This is a genomic window from Streptomyces sp. NPDC017056 (assembly GCF_044332485.1).
In the GTDB taxonomy this organism is placed as follows: Bacteria; Actinomycetota; Actinomycetes; order Streptomycetales; family Streptomycetaceae; genus Streptomyces.
The window spans coordinates 50,755-71,341 of the sequence record NZ_JBIRPD010000019.1 but is presented as its reverse complement, the minus strand read 5'-3'; the positions used below and the strand labels follow the sequence as shown (position 1 = coordinate 71,341).

General features: G+C 74.5%; 15 protein-coding genes and 1 pseudogene. 6 read left to right on the top strand and 10 right to left on the bottom strand.

The window, feature by feature from the left end; all coding sequences use genetic code 11:
• Window positions 1–79: 79 nt before the first annotated feature.
• The 4 genes from ACH4OW_RS29825 to ACH4OW_RS29810 are packed head-to-tail and all read left to right on the top strand — an operon-like array spanning window position 80 to window position 4,038.
• Entirely contained in the window at window positions 80–706 is a 627-nt protein-coding gene (locus ACH4OW_RS29825; RefSeq protein WP_398030860.1) for an SIS domain-containing protein, read from the top strand.
• Complete coding sequence (rfaE2, locus tag ACH4OW_RS29820; protein WP_398030858.1) at window positions 703–2,106, top strand: D-glycero-beta-D-manno-heptose 1-phosphate adenylyltransferase; 1,404 nt, start codon at window positions 703–705, stop codon at window positions 2,104–2,106. Before ACH4OW_RS29825 ends, rfaE2 begins: the two co-directional genes overlap by 4 nt.
• Window positions 2,103–3,059 (top strand): glycosyltransferase family 2 protein, encoded by a 957-nt coding sequence (locus ACH4OW_RS29815; protein ID WP_398030856.1) that lies wholly within the window; start codon window positions 2,103–2,105, stop codon window positions 3,057–3,059. Before rfaE2 ends, ACH4OW_RS29815 begins: the two co-directional genes overlap by 4 nt.
• A 46-nt stretch (window positions 3,060–3,105) precedes the next feature.
• Complete coding sequence (locus tag ACH4OW_RS29810) at window positions 3,106–4,038, top strand: glycosyltransferase family 2 protein (RefSeq protein ID WP_398030854.1); 933 nt, start codon at window positions 3,106–3,108, stop codon at window positions 4,036–4,038.
• Window positions 4,039–4,126: 88 nt separating this feature from the next.
• Here ACH4OW_RS29810 and ACH4OW_RS29805 read toward each other — a convergent pair whose 3' ends face one another.
• The 5 genes and pseudogenes from ACH4OW_RS29805 to ACH4OW_RS29785 all read right to left on the bottom strand — a co-directional run bounded on the left by ACH4OW_RS29805 (window position 4,127) and on the right by ACH4OW_RS29785 (window position 10,191).
• Window positions 4,127–5,353 (bottom strand): S8 family peptidase, encoded by a 1,227-nt coding sequence (locus ACH4OW_RS29805; RefSeq protein WP_398030852.1) that lies wholly within the window; start codon window positions 5,351–5,353, stop codon window positions 4,127–4,129.
• 408 nt (window positions 5,354–5,761) lie between these two features.
• A pseudogene (locus tag ACH4OW_RS29800) lies at window positions 5,762–7,058 on the bottom strand (macrolide family glycosyltransferase).
• Between the two features lie 21 nt (window positions 7,059–7,079).
• The gene (locus ACH4OW_RS29795) at window positions 7,080–8,420 is read right to left on the bottom strand and encodes an ABC transporter substrate-binding protein (RefSeq protein WP_398030851.1); all 1,341 of its coding nucleotides are present in this window, start codon (window positions 8,418–8,420) and stop codon (window positions 7,080–7,082) included.
• Window positions 8,420–9,271, bottom strand: coding sequence for a carbohydrate ABC transporter permease (locus ACH4OW_RS29790; protein ID WP_398030849.1), 852 nt, complete (start codon window positions 9,269–9,271; stop codon window positions 8,420–8,422). Before ACH4OW_RS29790 ends, ACH4OW_RS29795 begins: the two co-directional genes overlap by 1 nt.
• Window positions 9,268–10,191, bottom strand: a complete 924-nt coding sequence (locus tag ACH4OW_RS29785; RefSeq protein ID WP_360131734.1) for a sugar ABC transporter permease — start codon at window positions 10,189–10,191, stop codon at window positions 9,268–9,270. Before ACH4OW_RS29785 ends, ACH4OW_RS29790 begins: the two co-directional genes overlap by 4 nt.
• A 368-nt stretch (window positions 10,192–10,559) precedes the next feature.
• Here ACH4OW_RS29785 and ACH4OW_RS29780 point away from each other — a divergent pair, with 368 nt between their 5' ends.
• Window positions 10,560–11,450 carry an aminoglycoside phosphotransferase family protein gene (locus tag ACH4OW_RS29780; protein ID WP_360131543.1) on the top strand — a complete coding sequence of 297 codons (891 nt, stop codon included), beginning with the start codon at window positions 10,560–10,562 and terminating at the stop codon, window positions 11,448–11,450.
• Window positions 11,451–11,475: 25 nt separating this feature from the next.
• Here ACH4OW_RS29780 and ACH4OW_RS29775 read toward each other — a convergent pair whose 3' ends face one another.
• Complete coding sequence (locus ACH4OW_RS29775; RefSeq protein ID WP_360131540.1) at window positions 11,476–12,246, bottom strand: 3'-5' exonuclease; 771 nt, start codon at window positions 12,244–12,246, stop codon at window positions 11,476–11,478.
• 232 nt (window positions 12,247–12,478) lie between these two features.
• On the opposite strand from ACH4OW_RS29775, the gene ACH4OW_RS29770 reads away from it, so the two are divergent.
• Window positions 12,479–13,042, top strand: a complete 564-nt coding sequence (locus ACH4OW_RS29770) for a sugar O-acetyltransferase (protein WP_398030847.1) — start codon at window positions 12,479–12,481, stop codon at window positions 13,040–13,042.
• 39 nt (window positions 13,043–13,081) lie between these two features.
• Here the strand turns inward: ACH4OW_RS29770 and ACH4OW_RS29765 are convergent, their stop codons facing one another.
• The 4 genes from ACH4OW_RS29765 to ACH4OW_RS29750 all read right to left on the bottom strand — a co-directional run bounded on the left by ACH4OW_RS29765 (window position 13,082) and on the right by ACH4OW_RS29750 (window position 20,366).
• Window positions 13,082–14,290, bottom strand: a complete 1,209-nt coding sequence (locus tag ACH4OW_RS29765; RefSeq protein WP_398030845.1) for an MFS transporter — start codon at window positions 14,288–14,290, stop codon at window positions 13,082–13,084.
• A gap of 195 nt (window positions 14,291–14,485) precedes the next feature.
• Entirely contained in the window at window positions 14,486–17,830 is a 3,345-nt protein-coding gene (locus tag ACH4OW_RS29760; protein ID WP_398030843.1) for a BTAD domain-containing putative transcriptional regulator, read from the bottom strand.
• 46 nt (window positions 17,831–17,876) lie between these two features.
• A complete protein-coding gene (locus ACH4OW_RS29755) occupies window positions 17,877–19,142 on the bottom strand; it encodes an SAV2148 family HEPN domain-containing protein (RefSeq protein WP_360131528.1) in 1,266 nt (421 codons plus the stop codon).
• Between the two features lie 102 nt (window positions 19,143–19,244).
• Complete coding sequence (locus ACH4OW_RS29750; protein WP_398030963.1) at window positions 19,245–20,366, bottom strand: copper amine oxidase; 1,122 nt, start codon at window positions 20,364–20,366, stop codon at window positions 19,245–19,247.
• Window positions 20,367–20,587 lie beyond the last annotated feature (221 nt).

Sequence of the window (20,587 nt, the reverse complement as noted above, 5' to 3'; positions counted from 1 at the left end):
TCTTGAGCCCTGACCCCGCCGCAGACGTCCGAAGGAGGTGCGGGCCCCGGCGCCGCCAACGCCCCGGGAGCCGACGCCCATGACTCATCCCCTTGACGCCGCACACCGCCACTGCCAGTCGCTCCAGGACGCGGTCGACCACCTGCGCCGCCACCACCTGCGCCGGATAGCCGGGTGGGGCGCCCACCTCGGCGCCGTGCTGCCCGTCGGCGGCCGGCTGCTCGCCGCGGGCAACGGCGGCAGCGCCGCGCAGGCCCAGCATCTGACGGCCGAACTGGTCGGCCGCTACCAGCACGACCGTCCCGCCTACTCCGCCATCTCGCTGCACGCCGAGACCTCCAGCGTGACCGCCATCGGCAACGACTACGGCTTCGAGCAGATCTACGCCCGGCAGGTCGCCGCCCACGGCCGCCCCGGCGACGTACTGCTGCTGATGTCCACCTCGGGCCGCAGCGGCAACCTGCTGGCCGCCGCCGAGACCGCGCGGGCCGCCGGGCTCCGCGTGTGGGCCCTGACCGGCCCCCGGCCCAATCCGCTGGCAGCCGCCGCCGAGGAGGCGGTCTGCGTGGAGTCCCCCAGCAACGCGACGGTCCAGGAGGCGCACCTGATCGCCGTGCACATCCTGTGCGAGCACTTCGACGCGGTCGGCTCCCCGGCACCCGCCGCGCCGGCCGCCGTCGCCAGACCCGTCGGGAGGCCCGTATGAGCACCCGTCAGCCCCTCGTGGTCGTGGGCGACGTCCTGCTGGACCGCGACATCGACGGCGCGGCCTCGCGGCTGGCCCCGGACGCGCCCGCCCCGGTCGTGGACGTGGCCGACGACCGCAGCCGGCCGGGCGGCGCCGGGCTGGCCGCCGCGCTGGCCGCACGGTACGGGCGTGAAGTCGTCCTGGTGACCGCGCTCGGCCGGGACCCGGCGAGCGAGGCGGTACGGCGCGCGCTGCGCGGCATGGTGCGGCTCGTGGAAATCCCGCTGGACGGCCGGCTTCCGGAGAAGACACGGGTGATGGCGTCCGGCCGGCCGCTGGTACGGATCGACCGCGGCGGCGGCCGGCCTGGCGAACCCGGGCCCGCGGTACGTGAGGCGCTCGCCGGGGCCCGCGCCGTACTCGTCGCCGATTACGGGCGCGGCACCGCCACGGCGGTCCGCGGCCTGCTCGCCGGCGTGGCGCGCCGCGTCCCGCTGCTGTGGGACCCGCATCCGAAGGGCGACGCCCCCGTGCCGGGCGCGCGGCTGGTCACCCCCAACGCCGCCGAAGCCCGCGCCCTGGCCGCGGGCGAGGACCGGTCGTTGCACGCCTGTGCCGTGCGGGGCGCCCAACTGGCCGCGGAATGGCGGGCCGCGGCCGTCGCGGTGACGCTCGGCGCGCGCGGCGCGCTGCTGGCCAGGGCGGGCAGTGACTCGCCGATGCTGGTGCCGGCGCCGTACCGGGCGGAAGGCGACCCCTGTGGTGCGGGTGACTGCTTCGCCGCCACGGCGGCGGCGGCGCTGGCCGACGGCGGGCTGCCCGAGGAAGCCGTGCAGCGGGCCGTCGCGGAGGCGGCCGCCTTCGTCGCGGCCGGCGGCGCGGGCAACCACGCCCTGTGGCGCACCGCGGCGCCCGCCGGCGAACCGGCGACGGAACGGCCCGCCGACCCGTTCGCGCTGGCCCGTTCCGTGCGGGCCGGGGGCGGCACGGTGGTCGCCACCGGCGGCTGCTTCGACCTGCTGCACGCCGGTCACGTCGGCCTGCTGGAGAGCGCCCGGCGGATCGGCGACTGCCTCATCGTCTGCGTCAACTCCGACGCTTCCGTCACCCGCCTCAAGGGCCCAGGGCGCCCGCTGACCCGGGCGGCGGACCGCACCCGCGTACTGGCCGGCCTGGGCAGCGTGGACGCCGTCGCGGTGTTCGACGAGGACTCTCCCGTCGAACTGCTGCGCAGACTGCGCCCCGACGTGTGGGTCAAGGGCGGCGACTACTCGGTGGACGCGCTGCCGGAGGCCGCCACCCTGCTGGAGTGGGGCGGCCAGGCGGTCGTCCTGCCGTACCTCGACGGTCGGTCGACGACCGCGCTGGCCCGGCGGGCGGCCCGCGCCGCCGCGTCACGGGCGGAGCCGCGCCCGTGACGGCGTGGGCGGGCGGGCCGCCCGGTACGGCCACCGCGCCCGCGCCGGCGACCGGTGCCGCGGCGGACGCCGGCCGGGCCCCGGAACTCCCGCGCGTGGGCATCGTCATGATCACCCGCAACCGGCGCGAACGGCTGCTGGGGACCCTGGGCCGGGTGACCCGGCTCGCCGAGGAACCGCCCGTCGTGGTCGTCGACAACGGCTCGACGGACGGCACCGCGGACGCCGTGCGCGCACACTATCCCTCGGTGCGGGTGCTCACCCCCGGCCACAACCTCGGCGCGGTGGGCCGTACCTACGGCGCCGCCGCCCTCCGCACGCCGCTCGTCGCGTTCAGCGACGACGACTCCTGGTGGGAGCCCGGCGCCCTGACGCGGGCCGCCGGCCTGTTCGCGGCGCACCCGCGGCTGGGGCTGGCCGCCGCCGCGACCCTGGTCGGACCGGCCGCCGAACCCGACCCGCTCAACGACGTGCTGGCCGCCTCCCCGCTGGGCCGCGACCCCGACCTGCCGGGTCCCTCGGTGCTCGGCTTCCTGGGCTGCGCCGCCGTGGCCCGCCGCGACGCCTTCCTGGAGGTCGGCGGCTACCACCCCGTCCTGCACTTCGGGGCCGAGGAAACGCTGCTGGCCATGGACCTGGAGGCCGGGGGCTGGGGTGTTGCCTACTGTCCCGCGCTCGTCGCCCGGCACCAGCCCGACGGCGAGGGCGGCGCGCCGCGGCCGGGCCGTGCGGCGCGCGTACGGCGCAACGTCCTGCTCACCGCGTGGCTGCGGCGGCCGCTGCGGCACGCGCTCGCGCACACCGCGCGGCTGGCCGCCGACAGCCGTACGGACCGGGAAGCCCGGCTGGCGCTGGCCGAGGCGGTACGCCGGCTGCCGGCCGCGCTCGCCCGCCGCCGCCCGCTGCCCGAACGGGTGGAACGCCGCGTACGGCAGCTGGAGTCGGCGACGTGACCGGGGGCCGGCGCCGACCGTACCCACCGACCCGAGGAAGCCTCCCGTGACCGATTCGCGCACCACCGTCATCGTCATCACCCACAACCGCAGCGACGACCTGCTGCACACCCTGGACCGGCTCGCCGAACTGCCCGAGAAACCGCCCGTCATCGTGGTGGACAACGGCTCCCGCGACGGCAGCGCGTCCGCCGTCCGCCGCCACCCCCTCGCGCCGCGGCTCATCCCGCTGGCGCACAACCTCGGCGCGGTGGGCCGCAATCTGGCCGCGCGGGTGGCGACGACGCCGTACCTGGCGTTCTGCGACGACGACTCCTGGTGGGAGCCCGGTGCCCTGTCAGGGGCCGCCGACCTGCTGGACACGCACGCCCGGCTCGGCGCGGTGACGGCGCGCATCATGGTCCACCCGCACCCGGACGCCCCCGGAGCGGGCGCCGCTTGCGGCGAACCGGCCGAGGACCCGATCGTCCAGGAACTGCGGCACTCCCCCATCCCCGCGCCCTCCTGGCTGCCGGGGCCCGCGCTGGGGTCCTTCCTGGCGGCCGCCACCGTGCTGCGCGCCGACGCCTTCCGGGCGGCGGGCGGCTTCTCGCCCCGGCTGGTCCTGGGCGGCGAGGAGGAACTGCTCGCCGCCGACCTGGCGGCCGGGGGCTGGTGGCTGGCGTACGCCGACCGGCTCACCGTCCACCACCGGGCGTCCCCGCACCGGGACGCGACGCTGCGCCGGCGCCAGGGCATCCGCAACACCCTGTGGTTCACCTGGCTGCGCAGGCCGCTGGCCGCCGCCGTGCGCCGGACCGGCACGCTCGCCTCGACGGTGCCCCGCGACTTGGTGTCCGTACGGGCGTTCGCGGAGGCCGCCGGCGGGCTGCCGTGGGTGGTGCGCGAACGGCGCCCGCTGCCGCGCGAGGTCGAGAGCCGGCTGCGCCTGCTGGAGGCACCGCAGCGGGAGTCGACGGCGCGCCGGTACTGCGGCTGAGCCGGGCGCGGACACGCACGACGCCGGCCGTCGCGCCCCGTGGGGGCGGGCGCGACGGCCGGCGGTCGGGGCCGAACGGACGGGGAGGTTACTTCTCGCCGACCTTCAGCAGCTTGTTGGGCGTGCCCTCGCTCGGGTTCTTGATCTTGTCGGGCGTGGCGCCGTCGGTCAGCGCCTTGGCGACCGCGTCCGGCTTGGCGTCCTGGTGGGCGCTCAGGTAGACCGCGGCGGCGCCCGCGACGTGCGGGGTGGCCATGGACGTACCGGAGATGGTCTTGGTGCCCTGGTCGCTGTCGTTCCAGGCCGAGGTGATGTCGGAGCCGGGCGCGTAGAGGTCCACGGCGCTGCCGAAGTTGGAGAAGTCGGACTGCTCGTCGGTGTTGGTGCTGGAGGCGACCGTGATGGCCTCCTTCACCCGCGCCGGGGAGCCCTGGCCCGCGTCGGTGGACTCGTTGCCCGCCGCCACGGCGAAGGTGACGCCGGAGGCGACCGCCTTCTGGACCGCCGCGTCCAGCGCCTCGTCGGCGCCGCCGCCGAGCGACATGTTCGCCACCGACGGGCCCTTGTGGTTCTTGGTGACCCAGTCGATGCCGGCGACGACCTGCTCGGTGGAGCCCGAACCCTGGTCGTCCAGCACGCGGACGGCCACGATCTTGGCCTTCTTGGCGACGCCGTGCGCCTTGCCGGCGATGGTGCCCGCGACGTGGGTGCCGTGGCCGTTGCCGTCGGTGGCGTCGTTGTCGCCGTCGACCGCGTCGAAGCCGGAGGACGCGCGGCCCTCGAAGTCCTGGTGCGTGGTGCGGACACCGGTGTCGATGACGTAGGCGGTGACGCCCTCGCCCGCGCTGTCGGGGTAGGCGTACTTCTTGTCGCCCTGGGTGTCGGCCTGGTCGATGCGGTCCAGGCCCCACGAGGGCGGGTTGTCCTGGGTGGCGTCGATGTGGAACTTCTTGTTCTGCACGACCTTGTCGACGGCCGGGTCGGCGGCCAGGCGGCGGGCCTCCTCGGCGCTGAGCCCGGTGGCGGAGAAGCCGTTGAGCGCGGCGGAGTAGGTCCGCTTGACCTCGCCGCCGTACTTGCCGGCCAGGTCCTTGTTCTGCTCGGCCTGTACGGCGGCGCCGCGGACCGAGTTCTTCAGCATGACGATGTAGCTGCCGTTCACGGCGCCCTTGGCCTCGGCACCGTAGACCTTGCCTTCGGCGGGCGACGCGCCTGCCGTGACCGCGGTGACCGTGGCGATACCCGTGGCGGCGACCACGGCGGCTATGCCGGTGACGAGCCGCTTCTTGCTGGAACGCTTGTGAGCGTGGGCCATTGCGAGGGTTCTCCTCGTTCGGGGTGTGGGGGGAAAGCGTTGCGCAACAGCCCGGCCGAACAGGAAGATCTCCACCGGGCTGGCTCGAAACCCTGTCGGATTGACGGGGTCAATTCAAGGCCAGCCGGGCGGTGTGAGATAGACAACAACCTTGCGTAATTGCAAAGGACCGCAGAAGGGGTCAAACACCCACTGGAGTTACCGAAGGGCACTTCAACTCCGTTCACACGCACGCAACATGCCGCAGGTGGGGACCGGTGAGCACCCCGGAGTTACCCACGGTACGGAGAAGGGCGGCGCGAATGCGGGCCGGCAATCCCCGCGTACGCATCGCAATTTGACCGACACGCCGAGCAACAGGTGCGCCGCGCCGCCCTTATTCGGAATGCGGAATGCGCCGATATTCCCCTACGAACCGGCCGGCGCGTTTCCCCGCAGGTTTCCCGGCAGTTCCGCCTCGACGAGGTCGGCCGCGCGCTTGGCGCCGCCCTCCCCCGTCACCTCCAGCCGGAGCCGCTCCGAAGCCTCCTGGACGCGGGGGTCGTTCACCAGGCCGAGCACGGCCTCCCGCAGGACGTCGGCCGTGACCTCCTCCTTCGGGACGTGCCGGGCGACGCCGAGCTGCTGGAGCATGCCGGCGTTCGCGAACTGGTCGGCGGCCTGCGGTACGCACACCATCGGTACCCCGTTCGCCAGCCCCTCCTGGCTGCCGCCCATCCCCGCGTGGGTGACGAAGGCGTCCGCCTGCCGCAGCACGGCGAGCTGCGGCACCCAACGGTGCACCTCGAAGTTCTCCGGGATCGTGCCGAGTTCGGACGTTTCGACGTACTTGCCGATCTGCAGCACCACGTGCCAGCCCGCCAGGCCGCCGAACGCCTCGATGCACGCGCGGTAGAAGCCGGGCTCCTTGGTGAAGGCGGAGCCGAACGAGACCAGCAGCACCTTCGCGTCCGCGGCGAGCCCGTCGGGCCGCCGCCAGTCGCCCTGGTGGCCGCGGTCGCCCTGGCACGTGCCGACGAAGGTGACCCGGGTGGAATCGACGCGGTCGGCGTGCGGCTGCATGGCGCGCGGGATCAGGGCGAGGGCGCGGGCGGGCTCGCCCGCCAGCCGGTCGGGGTCGGTCACTTCGGACATGCCGTGCTCGTCGAGCCAGGCGCGGAACCGCTCGTAGTACGCCCGCCCGCGCTCGGAGCCGAGCAGCTGGGCACGCATCGGCTCCGCCACCTCCTCCTCGTAGCCCTGCCAGGCGACCAGGTGCGGGGTGAGCTGGATCGCGGGCACGCCCCAGCGGTGGGCGAGGACCGGCGCCGGGTAGGAGGCGCTGTCGTGGATGACGAGGTCCGGCTCGTCACCCTCGTACAGGGCGAGGAGTTGCGGCAGCGCCTGTATGGCGTCACGGAGGAACGGTTCGAGGTTGTCGATCAGTTCGGTGCCCCAGGCCTCCGGGTCCTCGTCCGTCGGCAGCGTCGAGTTCCAGAGCCGGGGCTCGGCGCCGGTGACGGCGACGAGGTCGGCGAAGGCCGGCGGGATGGCGTAGGTGACGCGGTGGCCCCGGGCGACGAGTTCGCGGATGACCTCCAGGCTCGGGTTGACGTGCCCGTGGGCCGCGATGCCGAACATCGCGATGTGGGCGGGCCGGTGGGCGCGGGCAGGCGTGGATGGGCTCATGTCCCGGACCATAAACGAGACGATACGTATCGTGCAATCAAATAAGGCTGCGGGTGCCTCAGCGCTGGTACCTGGCCAGCACCAGGTTCCCGTCGCGGACCAGGCGGCGGCGCAACGCGTCCACGTCGATCGCCCCGCTGTAGTACTCCTGGAAACCGGGCGTCGCGATCTTGTCCTTCCACTCCGCATACCCCCGCACGGACTGCGCGGGCGCGGCCCGCAGCGTGCCCGCGAGCGCCGTGCCCGTCGCCCAGCCGTGGCGGTCCCCGCGCAGCTCCGGCGCCTTCAGCGCCTCCCGTCCCGTCGGCAGCATCCAGTCCCCCAGGGCGAGCCGCACCATGTTGGGCGGCCGCAGCAGGAAGTCGACGAACGCCATCGCGTCCTCCTTGCGGGCGCAGTCCTCGGCGATCGACAAGGTCTGCGGGCTGACGCCCTGGTCCGCGCCGCCGGGGCCCCTGGGCGCGGGCAGCACCGTCCACTCGAAGTCCTTCGGGGCCTGCTGCGCGATCTGCTGCCGGTAGGAGAACCCGAGCGGCAGGATCGCGTACCGGCCCGCGAAGAAGCCGGGGAGCGTGTCGGCGCCGCCCATGCCCAAGGTCGTACGGGCCGCGCTGCGGACGACGTTGACCTGGTCGTGGATGAGGCGCGGCACCACCTGGTCGGCGGCGTCGAAACGCACCTCCGCCTTGCCGTCAGGGCGGCGCCGGAAGATCCGGCCGCCGGTGGACAGGGCGAGGTTGAGCGTGACGGAGACCGGCTCCTTCAACGGCCAGGCGACACCGTACCCGCCGCCGCCCGTCAGCTCCTTCGCCACCTCCCCGAACTCCTCCCACGTCCACGGCTCCCGGGCCGTCGGCACCCGTACGCCGGAGCGCCGCAGCTTCACCCCGTCCGCGATCAGCACGCGCGGCTCCTGGAGGAACGGGATGCCGTACACCCGGCCGCCGAAGGTCCCCGACTCCCAGCTGTGCCGCGGGATGTCGTCCTTCAAGCGGCGCGGGAGCAGGCCGGTCAGGTCGGCGAGGTAGCCGCCGTACGCGAAGTCGGCGAGGTCGTCGGAGGCGTCGTGGATGACGTCCGGCGCCTCGCCGCCCTCGAAGGAGGTGAGCAGCTGGTCGTGGACGGTGGTCCAGGCACCCTGGACGTACTGGACGGGGATGTCCGGATGCGTACGGTTCCACTCGGCGACGAGCCGCTTGTTGGCGTCCACCGACTCCTTCTGCCAGGCCAGCGACTGGAACCGGAGCACGGAACGGCCGCCGCCCCGCCGCCCGCCGCCCCCTGAACAGCCGGGGAGCAGAGCCGCCGCCGGCAGGGCCGCGGCGGCGGCGAGCAGGGCGCGGCGGCCGGGTCCGCTGCCGGCGGCGCGGCGGCCGGGACCGTTCCCGGCGCCCCGCATCAGTTCTTCACCGCCCCGGCCAGCATGCCGCCGGTGATACGGCGCTGGACGACCGCGAAGACCACCAGGCTCGGCAGCGTGGCGAGCAGGGCCGCCGCGGCGAGCGGGCCGAGGTCGGCGACGCCCTCGGCCCCGAGGAAGTGGGTCAGTACGATCGGCATCGTCTGCTTCTCCGGCGACTTGAGCAGGACGAGCGCGAAGAAGAACTCGTTCCATGCGGTGATGAAGGCGAACAGGCCCGTGGCGACGATGCCGGGCGCGAGGAGCGGGCCGGTGACCGAGACCAGGATGCGCAGCCGGCCCGCACCGTCGACGGCGGCGGCCTCCTCCAGCTCCGGCGGTACGGCCCGTACGTAACCGGTCAGCATCCACAGCGCGAACGGCAGCGACCACACCACGTACACCAGCACCAGGCCGGTCCTGGAGTCGACGAGGTGAAGGTTCTTGAGGACCAGGAAGAGCGGGATGATCACCAGGACCAGGGGGAACGCCTGGCTGACCACCACCCAGCCGGTCGCCGCCCGTGCGAAGCGGGTGCGCTGCCGCGCGAGGACGTACGCCATGGGGGTCGCCAGGACGATCGCGACCAGCGCGGCGGCCGCCGCGGCCAGCAGGCTGTTGGCCGCGGCTTGGAGCAGCGGCTGCTCGTCGAAGGCCGTGCGGAAGTTGTCCAGCGTCGGCGCCCTGGGGACCCACGTGGGGTGCACGCTGCCCAGTTCGCGCGGCGGCTTGAACGCGGTGGAGACCAGCCAGAGGAAGGGAAAGGCGAGGAAGGCGAGGTAGCAGAGCAGCGCCAGGTACTGCCCGGCCCGGCCGGCGGCGCGGCGGGCCCGGTACGGGTCGGTCTTCACTGCTCCTCCTCCCCGCGCAGCCGCCGGGAGAGGTAGACGGCCAGCAGGACCGAGACGACCGCGACCATCGCCAGCCCCATCGCGGCGGCGTACCCGAACTGCCCGTACCGGAACGCCTCCTCGTACGCGAACAGCATGGGCAGCCGGGTGCGGCCGCCGGGGCCGCCGTCGGTCAGCACGTAGACCAGCGCGAAGGAGTTGAAGTTCCAGATGAAGTTGAGCGCGGAGACGGCCAGGGCGATCGGTCTGACCGCGGGCCAGGTGACCGTGCGGAACCGGCGCCAGGCCCCCGCGCCGTCCATCGCGGCGGCCTCGTGCAGTTCGCGCGGCACGTTCTGGAGCCCGGCCAGGAGCGCCACCGTGGTCTGCGGCATGCCCGCCCAGACACCGACGACGATCACGGCGAGCAGGGCGGTGGCCGTGCCGCTCAGCCAGTCCACGCCGCCGGCCTGGCCGGTCAGGCCGAGACTGCGCAGCGTCTCGTTCAGCACGCCCGCGTCCGGGTGGTAGACCAGCCGCCACATGATGCCCACGACGACTTCCGGCATCGCCCACGGGATGATCGCCAGCGCGCGGGCCAGCCAGCGCAACCGCAGGTCCTGGCCGAGCAGCAGCGCCAGCCCGAGGGCGAGGAAGAACTGCGGGACCGTGACGCCCACCGCCCACACCAGCCCGATCCGGAACGACTCCCAGAAGAGCGTGTCCCCGAGCAGGTCGGAGAAGTTCAGCAGCCCGACCCACCGGGTGGCCTGCGTACGCCCCGACTGCGCGTCGGTGAAGGCCAGCGCGATGCCGTACAGCAGCGGCCCGACGCTCAGCACCAGGATCGGGATCAGCGCGGGCAGGACGAGGAACCAGGTGCCGCCGCCGGGCCCGGGCGCCGGGCGGCGTGGTGCCGCGCGCCCGGCCGCGGCCGGCAGCGTCACCGCCGTGGCTCCCCGGGAAACCGGGCACGGCCCGGCTCCGGCCCGCACCGGTCCCCCGTGCGTCCTCTCGTACGTCCCGTTCCGCAACCGCCTCGCCTCAACACGGCTCCCCCGCATCCGCTCACCCGGACGGCACCGCCGACCGCGACCATTTCCACCCACAACGGCTCCGACCGCGACGAACGGGCCGCGCGTCCCCGGGTGGAGCGGGGCAGGCGGCCGCCGTCATCGTCGTGACGGCGGTCGGCGCAGTCAAGCACCGGAACCGTTTCCTCCCCGGCGCCCCGGCCGGGATCCGTCTGCCGGGCAGGGCCGGGCACCTGCGAGACTGGTCCCGATCACGCACCGCAGGAGGCGCCCCCATGACCGCACCGAGCACCACCCCGTTCACGGAGGCGCGCGCCCGGGAGGTCCTGGCCGCGGCCGGCCGCCCCGACGCCGCCGCGGACGCCCGGCTGCTGTCGCTCGGCGAGAACGCGGTGTTCGCGACGGGCGACGGAGGGCCGGTCGTACGGGTCGGGCGCAGTGCCGAACTGCTGGAGCGCGCCGAACGGGAACTGGGCGTCGCCGTCTGGCTGGCGGAGCAGGGCGTGCCTGCGGTACGCGCGGCGGAACCGGCGGCCCGCCTGGTGGACGGCCACCCCGTCACGTTCTGGGAACGGCTGCCCGAGCCCGTGCGGCCCGCCGAACCGTCCGACCTGGCCGCCCTGCTGCGCCTGGTGCACGCACTGCCCGAACCGCCGTTCCCCCTCCCCCGGCGGGAGCTGCTGGGCGGTGTGGAGCGCTGGCTGCGGCTGGCCGGCGACGCGGTCTCGGCGCGGGACGCCGAGTATCTGCGGGGCCGCCGCGACGCCTTCGCCGCGGCCGCTTCCGCCCTGGAACCGCACCTGCCGCGCGGTCCCGTCCACGGTGACGCGCTGACCCGTAACGTCCATGTGGGGCCCGGGGGCCCGGTGCTCGTCGACCTCGAAACGTTCTCCTCCGATCTGCGGGAACACGATCTCGTCGTGATGGCCCTGAGCCGCGACCGCTACGGCCTGCCCGCCGCGGCCTACGACACGTTCGTGCGGGTCTACGGCTGGGACGTACGCGACTGGGAGGGCTGCGCAGTGCTGCGCGGCGCCCGGGAGACGGCGAGCTGCGCCTGGGTCTCCCAGCACGCCCCCGGCAACCCCGCCGCCCTCAAGGAGTTCCGCCGCCGCATCGCCTCCCTGCGCGAGGGCGACACGACCGTACGGTGGTACCCCTTCTGACGCTCCGGCGGCCCGGCGCCCGCCCTCACCCGTCGCCGCGCGACGGCGGCACCCGCCCCGTCAGCCCCTCGACGAGCTCGCGCGACCGCTGGTGCGGGATGAGCGGCCAGGCCGCCTCGACTATCGCCCCGGGGTCACCGGAGCGGCGCAAATACTGCTGGAAGGAAGCGGCTTGGTCGGCCGCCGCCTTCTCCTGGAGGGCGTGCAGCGCCGCCGGCTCCGTCCCGGCCACCGAGGGGTACCGCTCGCCGATCCGCCGCGCGACGCCGGCCGCGGCCACCGCGTCCGCCCCCGCTTCGTGTGCGGCCTCCAGCGCGACCCCGTAGTGCCGGCAGAGCGCCTGGAGGGTCCGCTTGCCCTTGCGGTAGCGGTCCACGTGCTTGTCCAGGACCAGCGGGTCGATGACCGGCGCGGGCGGCCGGCCGAGCCGGTCGGCAAGCGTCCGCAGGCCGTGGCGGCGGCATTCGCGGTCCAGCAGGGAGAGGTCGTAGCGCGCGTTCATCACCACGAGCGGTATGCCCTCGTGCAGCGCCCTGGCGAGCGCTTCGGTGATGGCGTCGATCCCGGCCGCCGCGGGCTCGCCGTGCGCCCGGACGTGAGCCGTCGTCACCCCGTGTATCGCCGCCGCCTCCTCGGGAACCGGCACGCCGGGATCGAGCAGCCAGGTCTCCCGCGCGGCCTCCCGGCCGTCCGCCGCAAGCCTTATCAGCGCGGCCGTGACGACGCGGTCGCGCTCGACGTCCGTGCCGGTGGTCTCCAAGTCGAAGCTGACCAGCAGCTCTTGATGCCAGCCCATGGCGGCCTCCTTCGGTGTTGCTTCCCCCGTGTTCCCCTACTCTCCCACGCGACACTGACAACGCCCCGGGACCGGTACGTTCCCGCCCGGCCCGCCGGCCCCCGCCCTGCCCCGGGCCCACGACACGGCCGATTCGCCCCGGGCCTGAATTCCTTGACGGCCGCCCGGCGCCCGGCGAGCGTGGCGGAGCCGACGAGACGCGGCACCACCGATGCGCGACGAGAGGACTCCCGTGGGCGAGAACAAGCGGCGCATGCTGGCCGGCGACTGGTACCTCCCCGACGACCCCGAACTGCTCGCGGACACCGTCCGGCGCATCGACCTCTGTGCCGCCTACAACCGCACGGGACCGGCCGGCCCGCGCACCGCCGAGCGGCGCGCCGTCCTGCGCGAGCTCTTCGGCTCGTTGGGCGAGGACGTCCGCATCCGCCCGCCCTTCCACTGCGACTTCGGCTACCACATCCGCATCGGCGCCCGTACGTTCGTCAACTTCAACGCGGTCTTCCTGGACGCCGGGCCCATCACCGTCGGCTCGGACGTACAGATCGGCCCGAACGTGCAGCTCCTGACGCCGACCCACGAACTCGCCCCGGAGCGGCGCCGGGCCGGCTGGGAGAAGGCCGAACCCGTCACGATCGGCGACAACGTGTGGCTCGGCGGCGGAGTGATCGTCTGTCCGGGGGCGAGCGTCGGTGCGGACACGGTCGTCGGCGCGGGCGCCGTGGTGACCAGGGACCTGCCGCCCGGCGTCCTGGCCGTCGGCAACCCGGCCCGGGTGGTGCGGAAACTGCGCTGAGCAGCGGTGATCGCCGTACGGGCGAGGCTTGCGCGGCCGTCACCCGCGTGCGCCCTCCGCGACCGGGCGGAGATGCGGGACACGAGACCCGCAGACAGCACCGGCCGCCCACGCCGCCGAGGCCGGCAGCAGGGCGCCGGCCAGGCCGCCGTGCGCCAGGCTCCAGCCGCCCACCACCGCGCCGAGCGCGCCACCGGCCATCATGGCGCCGGCCACCCAGGACTGCGTCTCCGCCTCTTCCCCCTTGGCCGCGTGGTCGGCGGCCGTGCCGTACACGGACGCGAAGCAGGGGCCGAGGCAGAAACCGACCGGCAGGCAGGCCAGGGGGACGAGAACGGGGTGGACGGAGGCCGCGCCCGCCAGCAGGAGGAGGCACAGCGCGTTCCCGCCCAGCGGCACGGTGGGCCGCATCAGGAGCCGGGCGGCTCGGGCGGGGAGCCCGCCGAGCAGTGCGCCACCCGCCATGCTGGCCATCGCGACGAGGCTCAGCAGCGCCCCGCCGGCCAGCGTCACCTCCCCCTTGCGCCCGTAGGAGGCCAACGAGACCTCCAGGGCGTTCACGCCGAGGAAGAAGCAGAACGCGACGCTGAAAACCCGGCGCAGCGCCGCCGACCGCAGGGGCCCGGCCCAGTGCCTGCGCGGCGGCGCCTCCTTGGGGGCCTTGGCGCCGGCGCCGCGCAGGGCCAGCGGCACCGCGACGGCCAGCAGCAGCCCGCAGGCCGGCACGGCGGCGTCGGGCGAGATGCCGCGCGCCAGGGCGACCGCCGCGACCGGACCGACCATGAAACCGAAGTCCGCGAGGACGGCGTCCAGAGCCAGCGCGGTCGTCCTCAGGTCGCCGGGAACCGTCTTGCGCCACATCACCCTGGTGAGCGTTCCGACGGGCGGCTGGCTGGCGGCCGCCAGCATGGAGAGGCAGAACAGCGCCGCGATGCCGGCGTGTGCCCGTGCGGCGGCGACGAAGAGCAGCAGAGAACCGAGGTGCAGTACGAGCAGCGGCCACAGCACCGCGGCGTAGGAGTACCGGTCGAGCAGCCTGCCCCGCAGCGGAGTGGTCATCGCGCCGATCGAAGCGGCCGCGACCACCAGGGTGGCCGCGCTGTAGTCGAGGTGGCAGGACGCCAGCGCCAGCAGGGCCACCGCGTACATGCCCGGCTGGAACTTGCCGGTCAGGGCGGCGACGGCCGACAGGCGAAAGCCCGGTACCGCGAAGAGCAGCCGGTACTTGCGCACCAGGTCCGTCGTCAACAGGAGGTCTCCCAGGACTGGTCGGACACACCGCGGAAGACGGAGAACGACATGGTCGAAGGCGTGCGGATACCGCGCGTGGTCATGCAGAGGCGTTCGCCCCGTCCTACCACGGCGAGATCGTTCGTCCCGGTGATTCGGGCGGCCTGTGCGCCACCGTCAGGTCACGGCCGGACGGCGGCAGGTCGTGTTCGCTCATGCCCCGGCATTGACCGCATGTGCTTCTCGGCCCGTGCCGACCGCTGTCCGCACCAGTTCGGCGTCGGTTTTGCCGGCGCCTTCCTCGAAGGCTGCCGCGAACGCGTCGTCGCCGCCCAAGCCGTCGCGTGCGCGGGCCGTGACGCGGTCCACGTCCCAGCGTTCGGCGGGCGGCAGCGGTGTGCCCAGCGCGGCCCGGGTCGCGCTGGCGCGGCCCAGTAGGCGGGCGGCGTGGGCGTACCGGCCCGCGGCGGCCTCCGCGCCGGCCAGTCCCTCCAGGGCGAGGGCGACGGCGCGCGGATCGCCGGTGGCGCGCGCCGCCTCGTAGCCGTCCAGATGGAGGCGGCGGGCCGTGGCCGCCTCGCCCCGCAGTTCGGCGACGAACCCCAGTTCGGCGAGGAGCAGGGCCGTGCCGGGGTCGCCGTCCCGGCTGCGGCACCATTCCAGCCAGCGCGAGTGGTGCCGCTCGGCGTCGTCCAGCCGGCCGGCGCGGCGGGCGCCGATGCCCAGTCCGGTATCGGCGAACATCTCGCCGCGCCGGTGCGACTGCTCGGCGGCCAGCCGCAGCCCCCGTTCGTGGTGTGCGCGCGCCGCCTCCAGGTCGCCGGTCAGCAGGGCGATGCGGCCGAGGCCGGAGTGTTTGTACGACGCCTGGATCCACAGGCCCAGTTCCTCGGCGCCGCGCAGCCCGTCCCGGTGCAGCCGGGCGGCACGCTCGTAGTCGCCGTCCTGCTCGGCCAGTGTCCCGAGCGCCTCGGCCGCCTGGAGGCGGCCCCACCGGTCGCCCAGTTCCTCGAACAGCGCGGCGCTCTCTTCGGCGTCGCGCCTGCGTGCGGCCCGGTCGGGTACGGCGCCGGGGCCCGCGGACTGGGCTTGGGCGCGGCTGCTCAGGGCGGCGGCCGTCCCCCAGCGGTCGCCGAGTGTCCGGAAGCCCGCAAGCGCGCGGGCGAGCCGTTCGCGTGCGACGGCCGGGTCGCCCAGCCCTATCTGAGCGTAGGTCAGGAACCAGAGGGCCCAGGCGTGGCCCGCCGGGTCGTCGGCAGAGAGTGCCGGGGTTCCGGAGGTCCTGCTCCCGTCCTCGTACTGCTTCAGTACGGCGTCGGCCCGTGCCACCGGGTCGGTGTCGCCGCCCGCCAGCGAGGCCATGCCGACCTGCCAGACCGCGGCGCGCAGCCGGAGCCGGCCCGGCGCGGGGCCGCCGTCCCCGTCCACCCTCAGGGCCGCGCTCAGCGCCCGCCCCGCCTCGCCGAGCCGGCCGCGCAGGAACCAGTACCAGGCCAGCGCGTTGACCAGGCGCAGCGCACGGTCCGCCGCGCCTTCCTGGACGGCACAGTCCAGCGCCGCGCGCAGGTTCGCCGTCTCCTGGTCGAGCCGGGCGAGCCACTCGCGTTGCCCGGCCCCGTACAGAAACGTTTCAGCGCGTTCGGCGAGCGCGGTGTGGTGAACGCTGTGCCGCCGCCGCACGGCCTCCCACTCGGCCGCCTCGCGGAGCCGTTCGAGGCAGTAGGCGGCCACCGACTCCAGCAGGCGGTAGCGCGGGCCGTACGGGCCCTCGGCGACCGCCACCAGGGAGCGGTCGACGAGCCGCGCCAGCAGGTCCGCCACCTCGCCGGACCGTACGCCGCCACCCGCGCACACCTCCTCGGCGGCCCGGAGCGTGCAGCCGTCGGCGTGCACGGCGAGCCGCCGCAGCACGATCCGCTCGGACGGGGTCAGCAGCTCCCAGCTCCAGTCGATCATCGCGCGCAGGGTCTGCTGGCGTGGCGGCGCGCCCCTGCGGCCCGCGCCCGGCAGCCGGAACCGGTCGTCCAGCCGCGCGCTCAGCTCCCGTACGCCCAGGGCCCGTACCCGCGTCGCGGCCAGCTCCAGCGCGAGCGGGATGCCGTCGAGGCGGCGGCAGACGTCCGCGACATCCGCCGCGTTGTGCGCGTCGAGCGTGAAGCCGGGGGCCGTCGCCGCCGCGCGTGCGGCGAAGAGGCGGACGGCGTCGGACTCTTCCAGCGGCGGCACCGGCCACACCCGCTCGCCGGCCAGCCCCAGCAGTTCCCGGCTGGTCGCCAGCACCCGCAGGCCGGGCGCCGCCCTGAGGAGTTCCGCCGTGACCTCGGCGACCGCGTCGACGACGTGTTCGCAGTTGTCCAGCACCAGGAGCAGCCGTTTGCCGCGCAGCGCGCCCGCCAGGCGCTCGCCGGCCGGGCCTGACGCCGCGCCTTCCCGTACGCCCAGCACCGCGAGCACCGCCTCGGCCGGCCCGGCGGCCGTGCAGGTCTCCGCGGGGGCCCCGGCCGGGCGGCCGAGCGCGGCCAGCTCCACCAGCAGGACACCGTCGGGAAAAGCGGTGGAGTCGCCGGTGAACCCGTGCGCGGCCTCCAGGGCCAGCCGGGTCTTGCCCACCCCGCCAGGGCCGGTGAGCGTCACCAGCCGGCCCGCCTCCAGGAGCGCGCGGACCTGGGACACCGCCGCGCCCCTACCGACGAGTTCGGTGAGCGTGGCGGGCAGGTTCGTACGCGGCGGGGCGCCCGGCGAAGGCGACGGGGCGCCCGGCGAAGGCGACGGGGTGCCCGGCGAAGGCGGCGGGCCGTCGTCCGCGCCCGCCAGGTCCGGGTCCTGCCGCAAAATCGCCTGGTGCAGGGCGGTCAGCTCGGGGCCCGGGTCGATGCCCAGTTCCTCCGCCAGCCGTTCACGCAGCGCGGCGTACGCGGCCAGGGCCTCGCTCTGCCGCCCTGCGCCGTACAGGGCCCGCAGGTGGAGCGCGCTCAGCCGTTCGCGCAGCGGATGCCGGGCCACCAGCTCCGCCAGTTCGCCGGCCAGCGGGCCGTGGCCGCCCAGCCGCAGCCGGGCCGCGGCCCGTTCCTCCAGCGCGGTCAGCCGCTGTTCCTCCAGGCGCTCGGCCGCGGGCCGGGCGAACGGCGCGTCCGCGAATCCGGCGAAGGCCGGGCCTCGCCACAGCCCGAGCGCCTCGGTGAGCAGCGCGGCCCGCCGCCCGGGGTCAGGTTCCCCGTAGGCGCGGGCCGTCAGCGCGGCGAAGCGGTCCGCGTCGACGGCGTCGGTCCCGGCGTCCAGCTGGTAGCCGGGCGGGCGCGCGGCCACCAGCGAACGGCCGCCGGGCCCGGCGGCCTCCAGAGCGCGCCGCAGTTGGGAGACCTTGGCCTGGAGGGCGCCGGCCGGGTTGGCGGGCAGCCGCTCCTCCCACAGGGCGTCGATGAGGCGTCCGGCGGCGACGGGCCGCCCGCGGTGCGCGAGCAGCGCGGCCAGCAGGGTGCGTACCTTCCGTTCCGGTACCCGTACGGGCCGTCCGTCCGCCGACCGCACTTCCACCGGCCCGAGCACGCCGAATCGCATGCCGCAACGTTACCTGCCCGTTCGCGGCCGGCCGGGCCGCCGCCCCCTACGACACCGGCCGCGAATCCGCCCACACGCTCTCGAACTCCTCCCGGTACGTCGAGAAGAGGCCGTTGTCGTCGTCCCGGCCCGCCTCCTGGCGCAGGATCTCGCGGCCGCCGCCGCGCAGGACCAGGACCGGCGACTCCATGCCCCGGCTGCGCCGCAGGTACGACTGGACGACGGCGAGGCCGTCCGGGCCGTCGCCGTCCACCAGGTAGGCCGTGAAGCGGGGGGTCTCGTCGAAGACCTGGATCTCGAAGGCGCCGGGGTCGCGCAGCCGCGCCCGTACCCGCCGCATGTGCAGGATGTTCATCTCGATGGAGCGGCTCATCTCGCCCTTCTTGAGGCCGAGTTCCCGCTCGCGGCGGCGGACCGCGCTGCTGGCGGGGTTGAGGAAGAGCAGCCGGATGCGGCAGCCGGACTCCGCGAGCCTGACCATGCGGCGGCCCGAGTAGTTCTGCACGAGGAGGTTGAGGCCGATGCCGACGGCGTCCAGGCGGCGGGCGCCGCCGAAGAGGTCCTCGGCGGGCAGCTGCCGCTGGAGGCGCACCCGGTCGGCGTGGACGCCCACGACGTCCGCGTACCGGTCGCCGACCAGGTCCTCGACCGCGTCGATGGGCAGCCGTCCCGCCGTACGGGTGCCGATGCCGGAGCCGAGTATGTCCAGCAGCCGGGCGGAGGCCCGCTCGGCCTGGGCCAGGACCGTCCCGGACAGGGCGCGGTTGCGGGAGACGATGTTGCGGGCCACCTCCAGTTCGTCGAGGGCCAGCTCCACCTCCCGCCGGTCGTCGAAGTACGGCTCGAAGCAGGGCCAGTGCTGGACCATCAGCTCGCGCAGCTGCGGCAGGGTCAGGAAGCTGAGGATGTTGTCGTCCGCCGGGTCGAGCAGGTAGCCCTTGCGGCGGCTGACCTCGCGGACCGCGACCGCCCGCTGGACCCACTCCTGTCCGGTGGGCCCGGCGGCGGCGATGACCCACTCGTCGCCGTGCACCGGCTCGTAGATGGGGCTCAGCACCGCCGCCACGACGGCCCGCAGCCGCTGTTCGACGAGGTTCAGCCAGATGTACGCGCGCCCGGCCCGCCGGGCGCGCGTCCGCACCTCGCTCCAGGCTTCGCTGCCCCAGTCCAGCTCCGCGCCGATCTCCATCGGCCGGGCCAGGGACACCGCCCCGGGCGGGGCGTCGACGGAGCCGCCCTCGTGTCCCTCGTGACCGTCCTGGCCGTCATGGCCGTCGTCACCAGGGGGCAACTCCAGCCCGCCCGAGCTCACCCGCACACCGCCTTCCGAACCCCCGTGCCAACGATCAAGGCAGACTACTGCGGGTCCGGGAGGCGGTGCAGCAGGATGGATCGAGTCCTTCGCCAACTCCCCTTATTCGACGTGACCGTTGTGCCCGGAAAGCGCGGGCGGAGTGAGCGGATTCATAGCGGTGACGTCGCGCGGGGAGAGCTGGAAGCCCTGCCAGTGGACCGGCATGGGCTCCTGGTCCTCGTCCCTGGCGATGTGGTGGAAGCCGATGTTGACCCAGGCGACGGGGTGACGGAGCGGCTGCCCGTTGACCCACTTCTCCACACTTCGCCCGGCCCCGGCCCCGCAGTCCGCGAGGTTGTGGCTGGCGAACTGCTCGCACTTGTTGTACTCGGTGAAGTACACGTCGTGCTTGGCGTAGGCGCGTCCGGTGTACTTGGTGGTGTGACCGGGAACGATCTCGTACGACCGGGGATGACCGTCCTTGTTCTTGCCGACGTTGCTGACCACCCGCCACCACCGCATCGGCCCGGCGTCGCCCGCCAGCTCCTTGGTCACCGGCGTACGGACCGTCTTGGTCTTGGGCGTTTTCCCGTCGCTCTGCGGGGTGATCGTCGAGTCGAACTGCTCGACCCGGTTGGCGGAGGAGCCGTCCAGGCCGAAGTTCAGGCGCCAGAAGACGTTGTGGCTGTGGCTGGTGGCGTAGTCCTTGGCGCCCTTGCCGATCGGCCAGCCGCGGCCGTCACCCGCGTCGTAGTCGCTGGGCGAGAGCGTGCCGGTGGCGCCGACCTGCATGTTCATCGTGCCGTCGCCGGAGAAGCGCCACTCGACGACGTACTCGTACCAGCCGGTCTTGTTGACCGTGTAGACGAGCAGGTCCTTGCCCTGGGCCTGGTAGGTCGTGCCGGCCTCGCCCGGGTAGTACCCCAGGCGGTAGGCGTGGCCGCGGGCGCGCGTGGTGACGCACAGCCCGTTGACGTCCGCGTGGGCCGGGTCCCAGGCGCCCGGCACCTTGACCGATTTGATGGTGCCGCCGGGACACTCGCCCGGGTCGAGCGTCTGGAGGCCCTGGGCGAAGCCCTGCCCCGTCAGGTCGTCGTACTCGATGCCGCCGTCGTCGTACGGGACGTGGATCTGCGCGAGTTTGGCGCTGGTCAGCACCTGGATCGGCCGGGGCTCGCCCTTCGGCTGGTAGGAGACGTTGTCCAGGACCAGCCCGGCGTTCGCCTCGTAATGCCAGCACATGCGCCAAGTGGTGCCGCCTTCGAGGGTCTGCGTGATGCTGTACGGGGTACTGCATCCTGCGGCGGTGGGAGCGGGCGCCGCGGGGGCCGCCGGCGCGGCCTGGGCGGCGGAGGGCCCGGTCGTCAGTGCCGCCGTACCGAGCAGCAGCGGCGCGGCGACCAGTGCGGCGCGCCGGAGGCGGGCACGGTGGGTAGGGACAGGGACACGGGTACGGGCACGGT

What these genes read in the sequence shown, in the direction of transcription:
- ACH4OW_RS29825 (WP_398030860.1), top strand. Translation starts at nt 80, where the DNA reads ATGACTCATCCCCTTGACGCCGCACACCGCCACTGCCAGTCGCTCCAG.
- rfaE2 (WP_398030858.1), top strand. Translation starts at nt 703, where the DNA reads ATGAGCACCCGTCAGCCCCTCGTGGTCGTGGGCGACGTCCTGCTGGAC.
- ACH4OW_RS29805 (WP_398030852.1), bottom strand. Translation starts at nt 5,353, where the DNA reads ATGGCCCACGCTCACAAGCGTTCCAGCAAGAAGCGGCTCGTCACCGGC.
- ACH4OW_RS29795 (WP_398030851.1), bottom strand. Translation starts at nt 8,420, where the DNA reads ATGCGGGGCGCCGGGAACGGTCCCGGCCGCCGCGCCGCCGGCAGCGGA.
- ACH4OW_RS29780 (WP_360131543.1), top strand. Translation starts at nt 10,560, where the DNA reads ATGACCGCACCGAGCACCACCCCGTTCACGGAGGCGCGCGCCCGGGAG.
- ACH4OW_RS29775 (WP_360131540.1), bottom strand. Translation starts at nt 12,246, where the DNA reads ATGGGCTGGCATCAAGAGCTGCTGGTCAGCTTCGACTTGGAGACCACC.
- ACH4OW_RS29760 (WP_398030843.1), bottom strand. Translation starts at nt 17,830, where the DNA reads ATGCGATTCGGCGTGCTCGGGCCGGTGGAAGTGCGGTCGGCGGACGGA.
- ACH4OW_RS29750 (WP_398030963.1), bottom strand. Translation starts at nt 20,366, where the DNA reads ATGTGCTGGCATTACGAGGCGAACGCCGGGCTGGTCCTGGACAACGTC.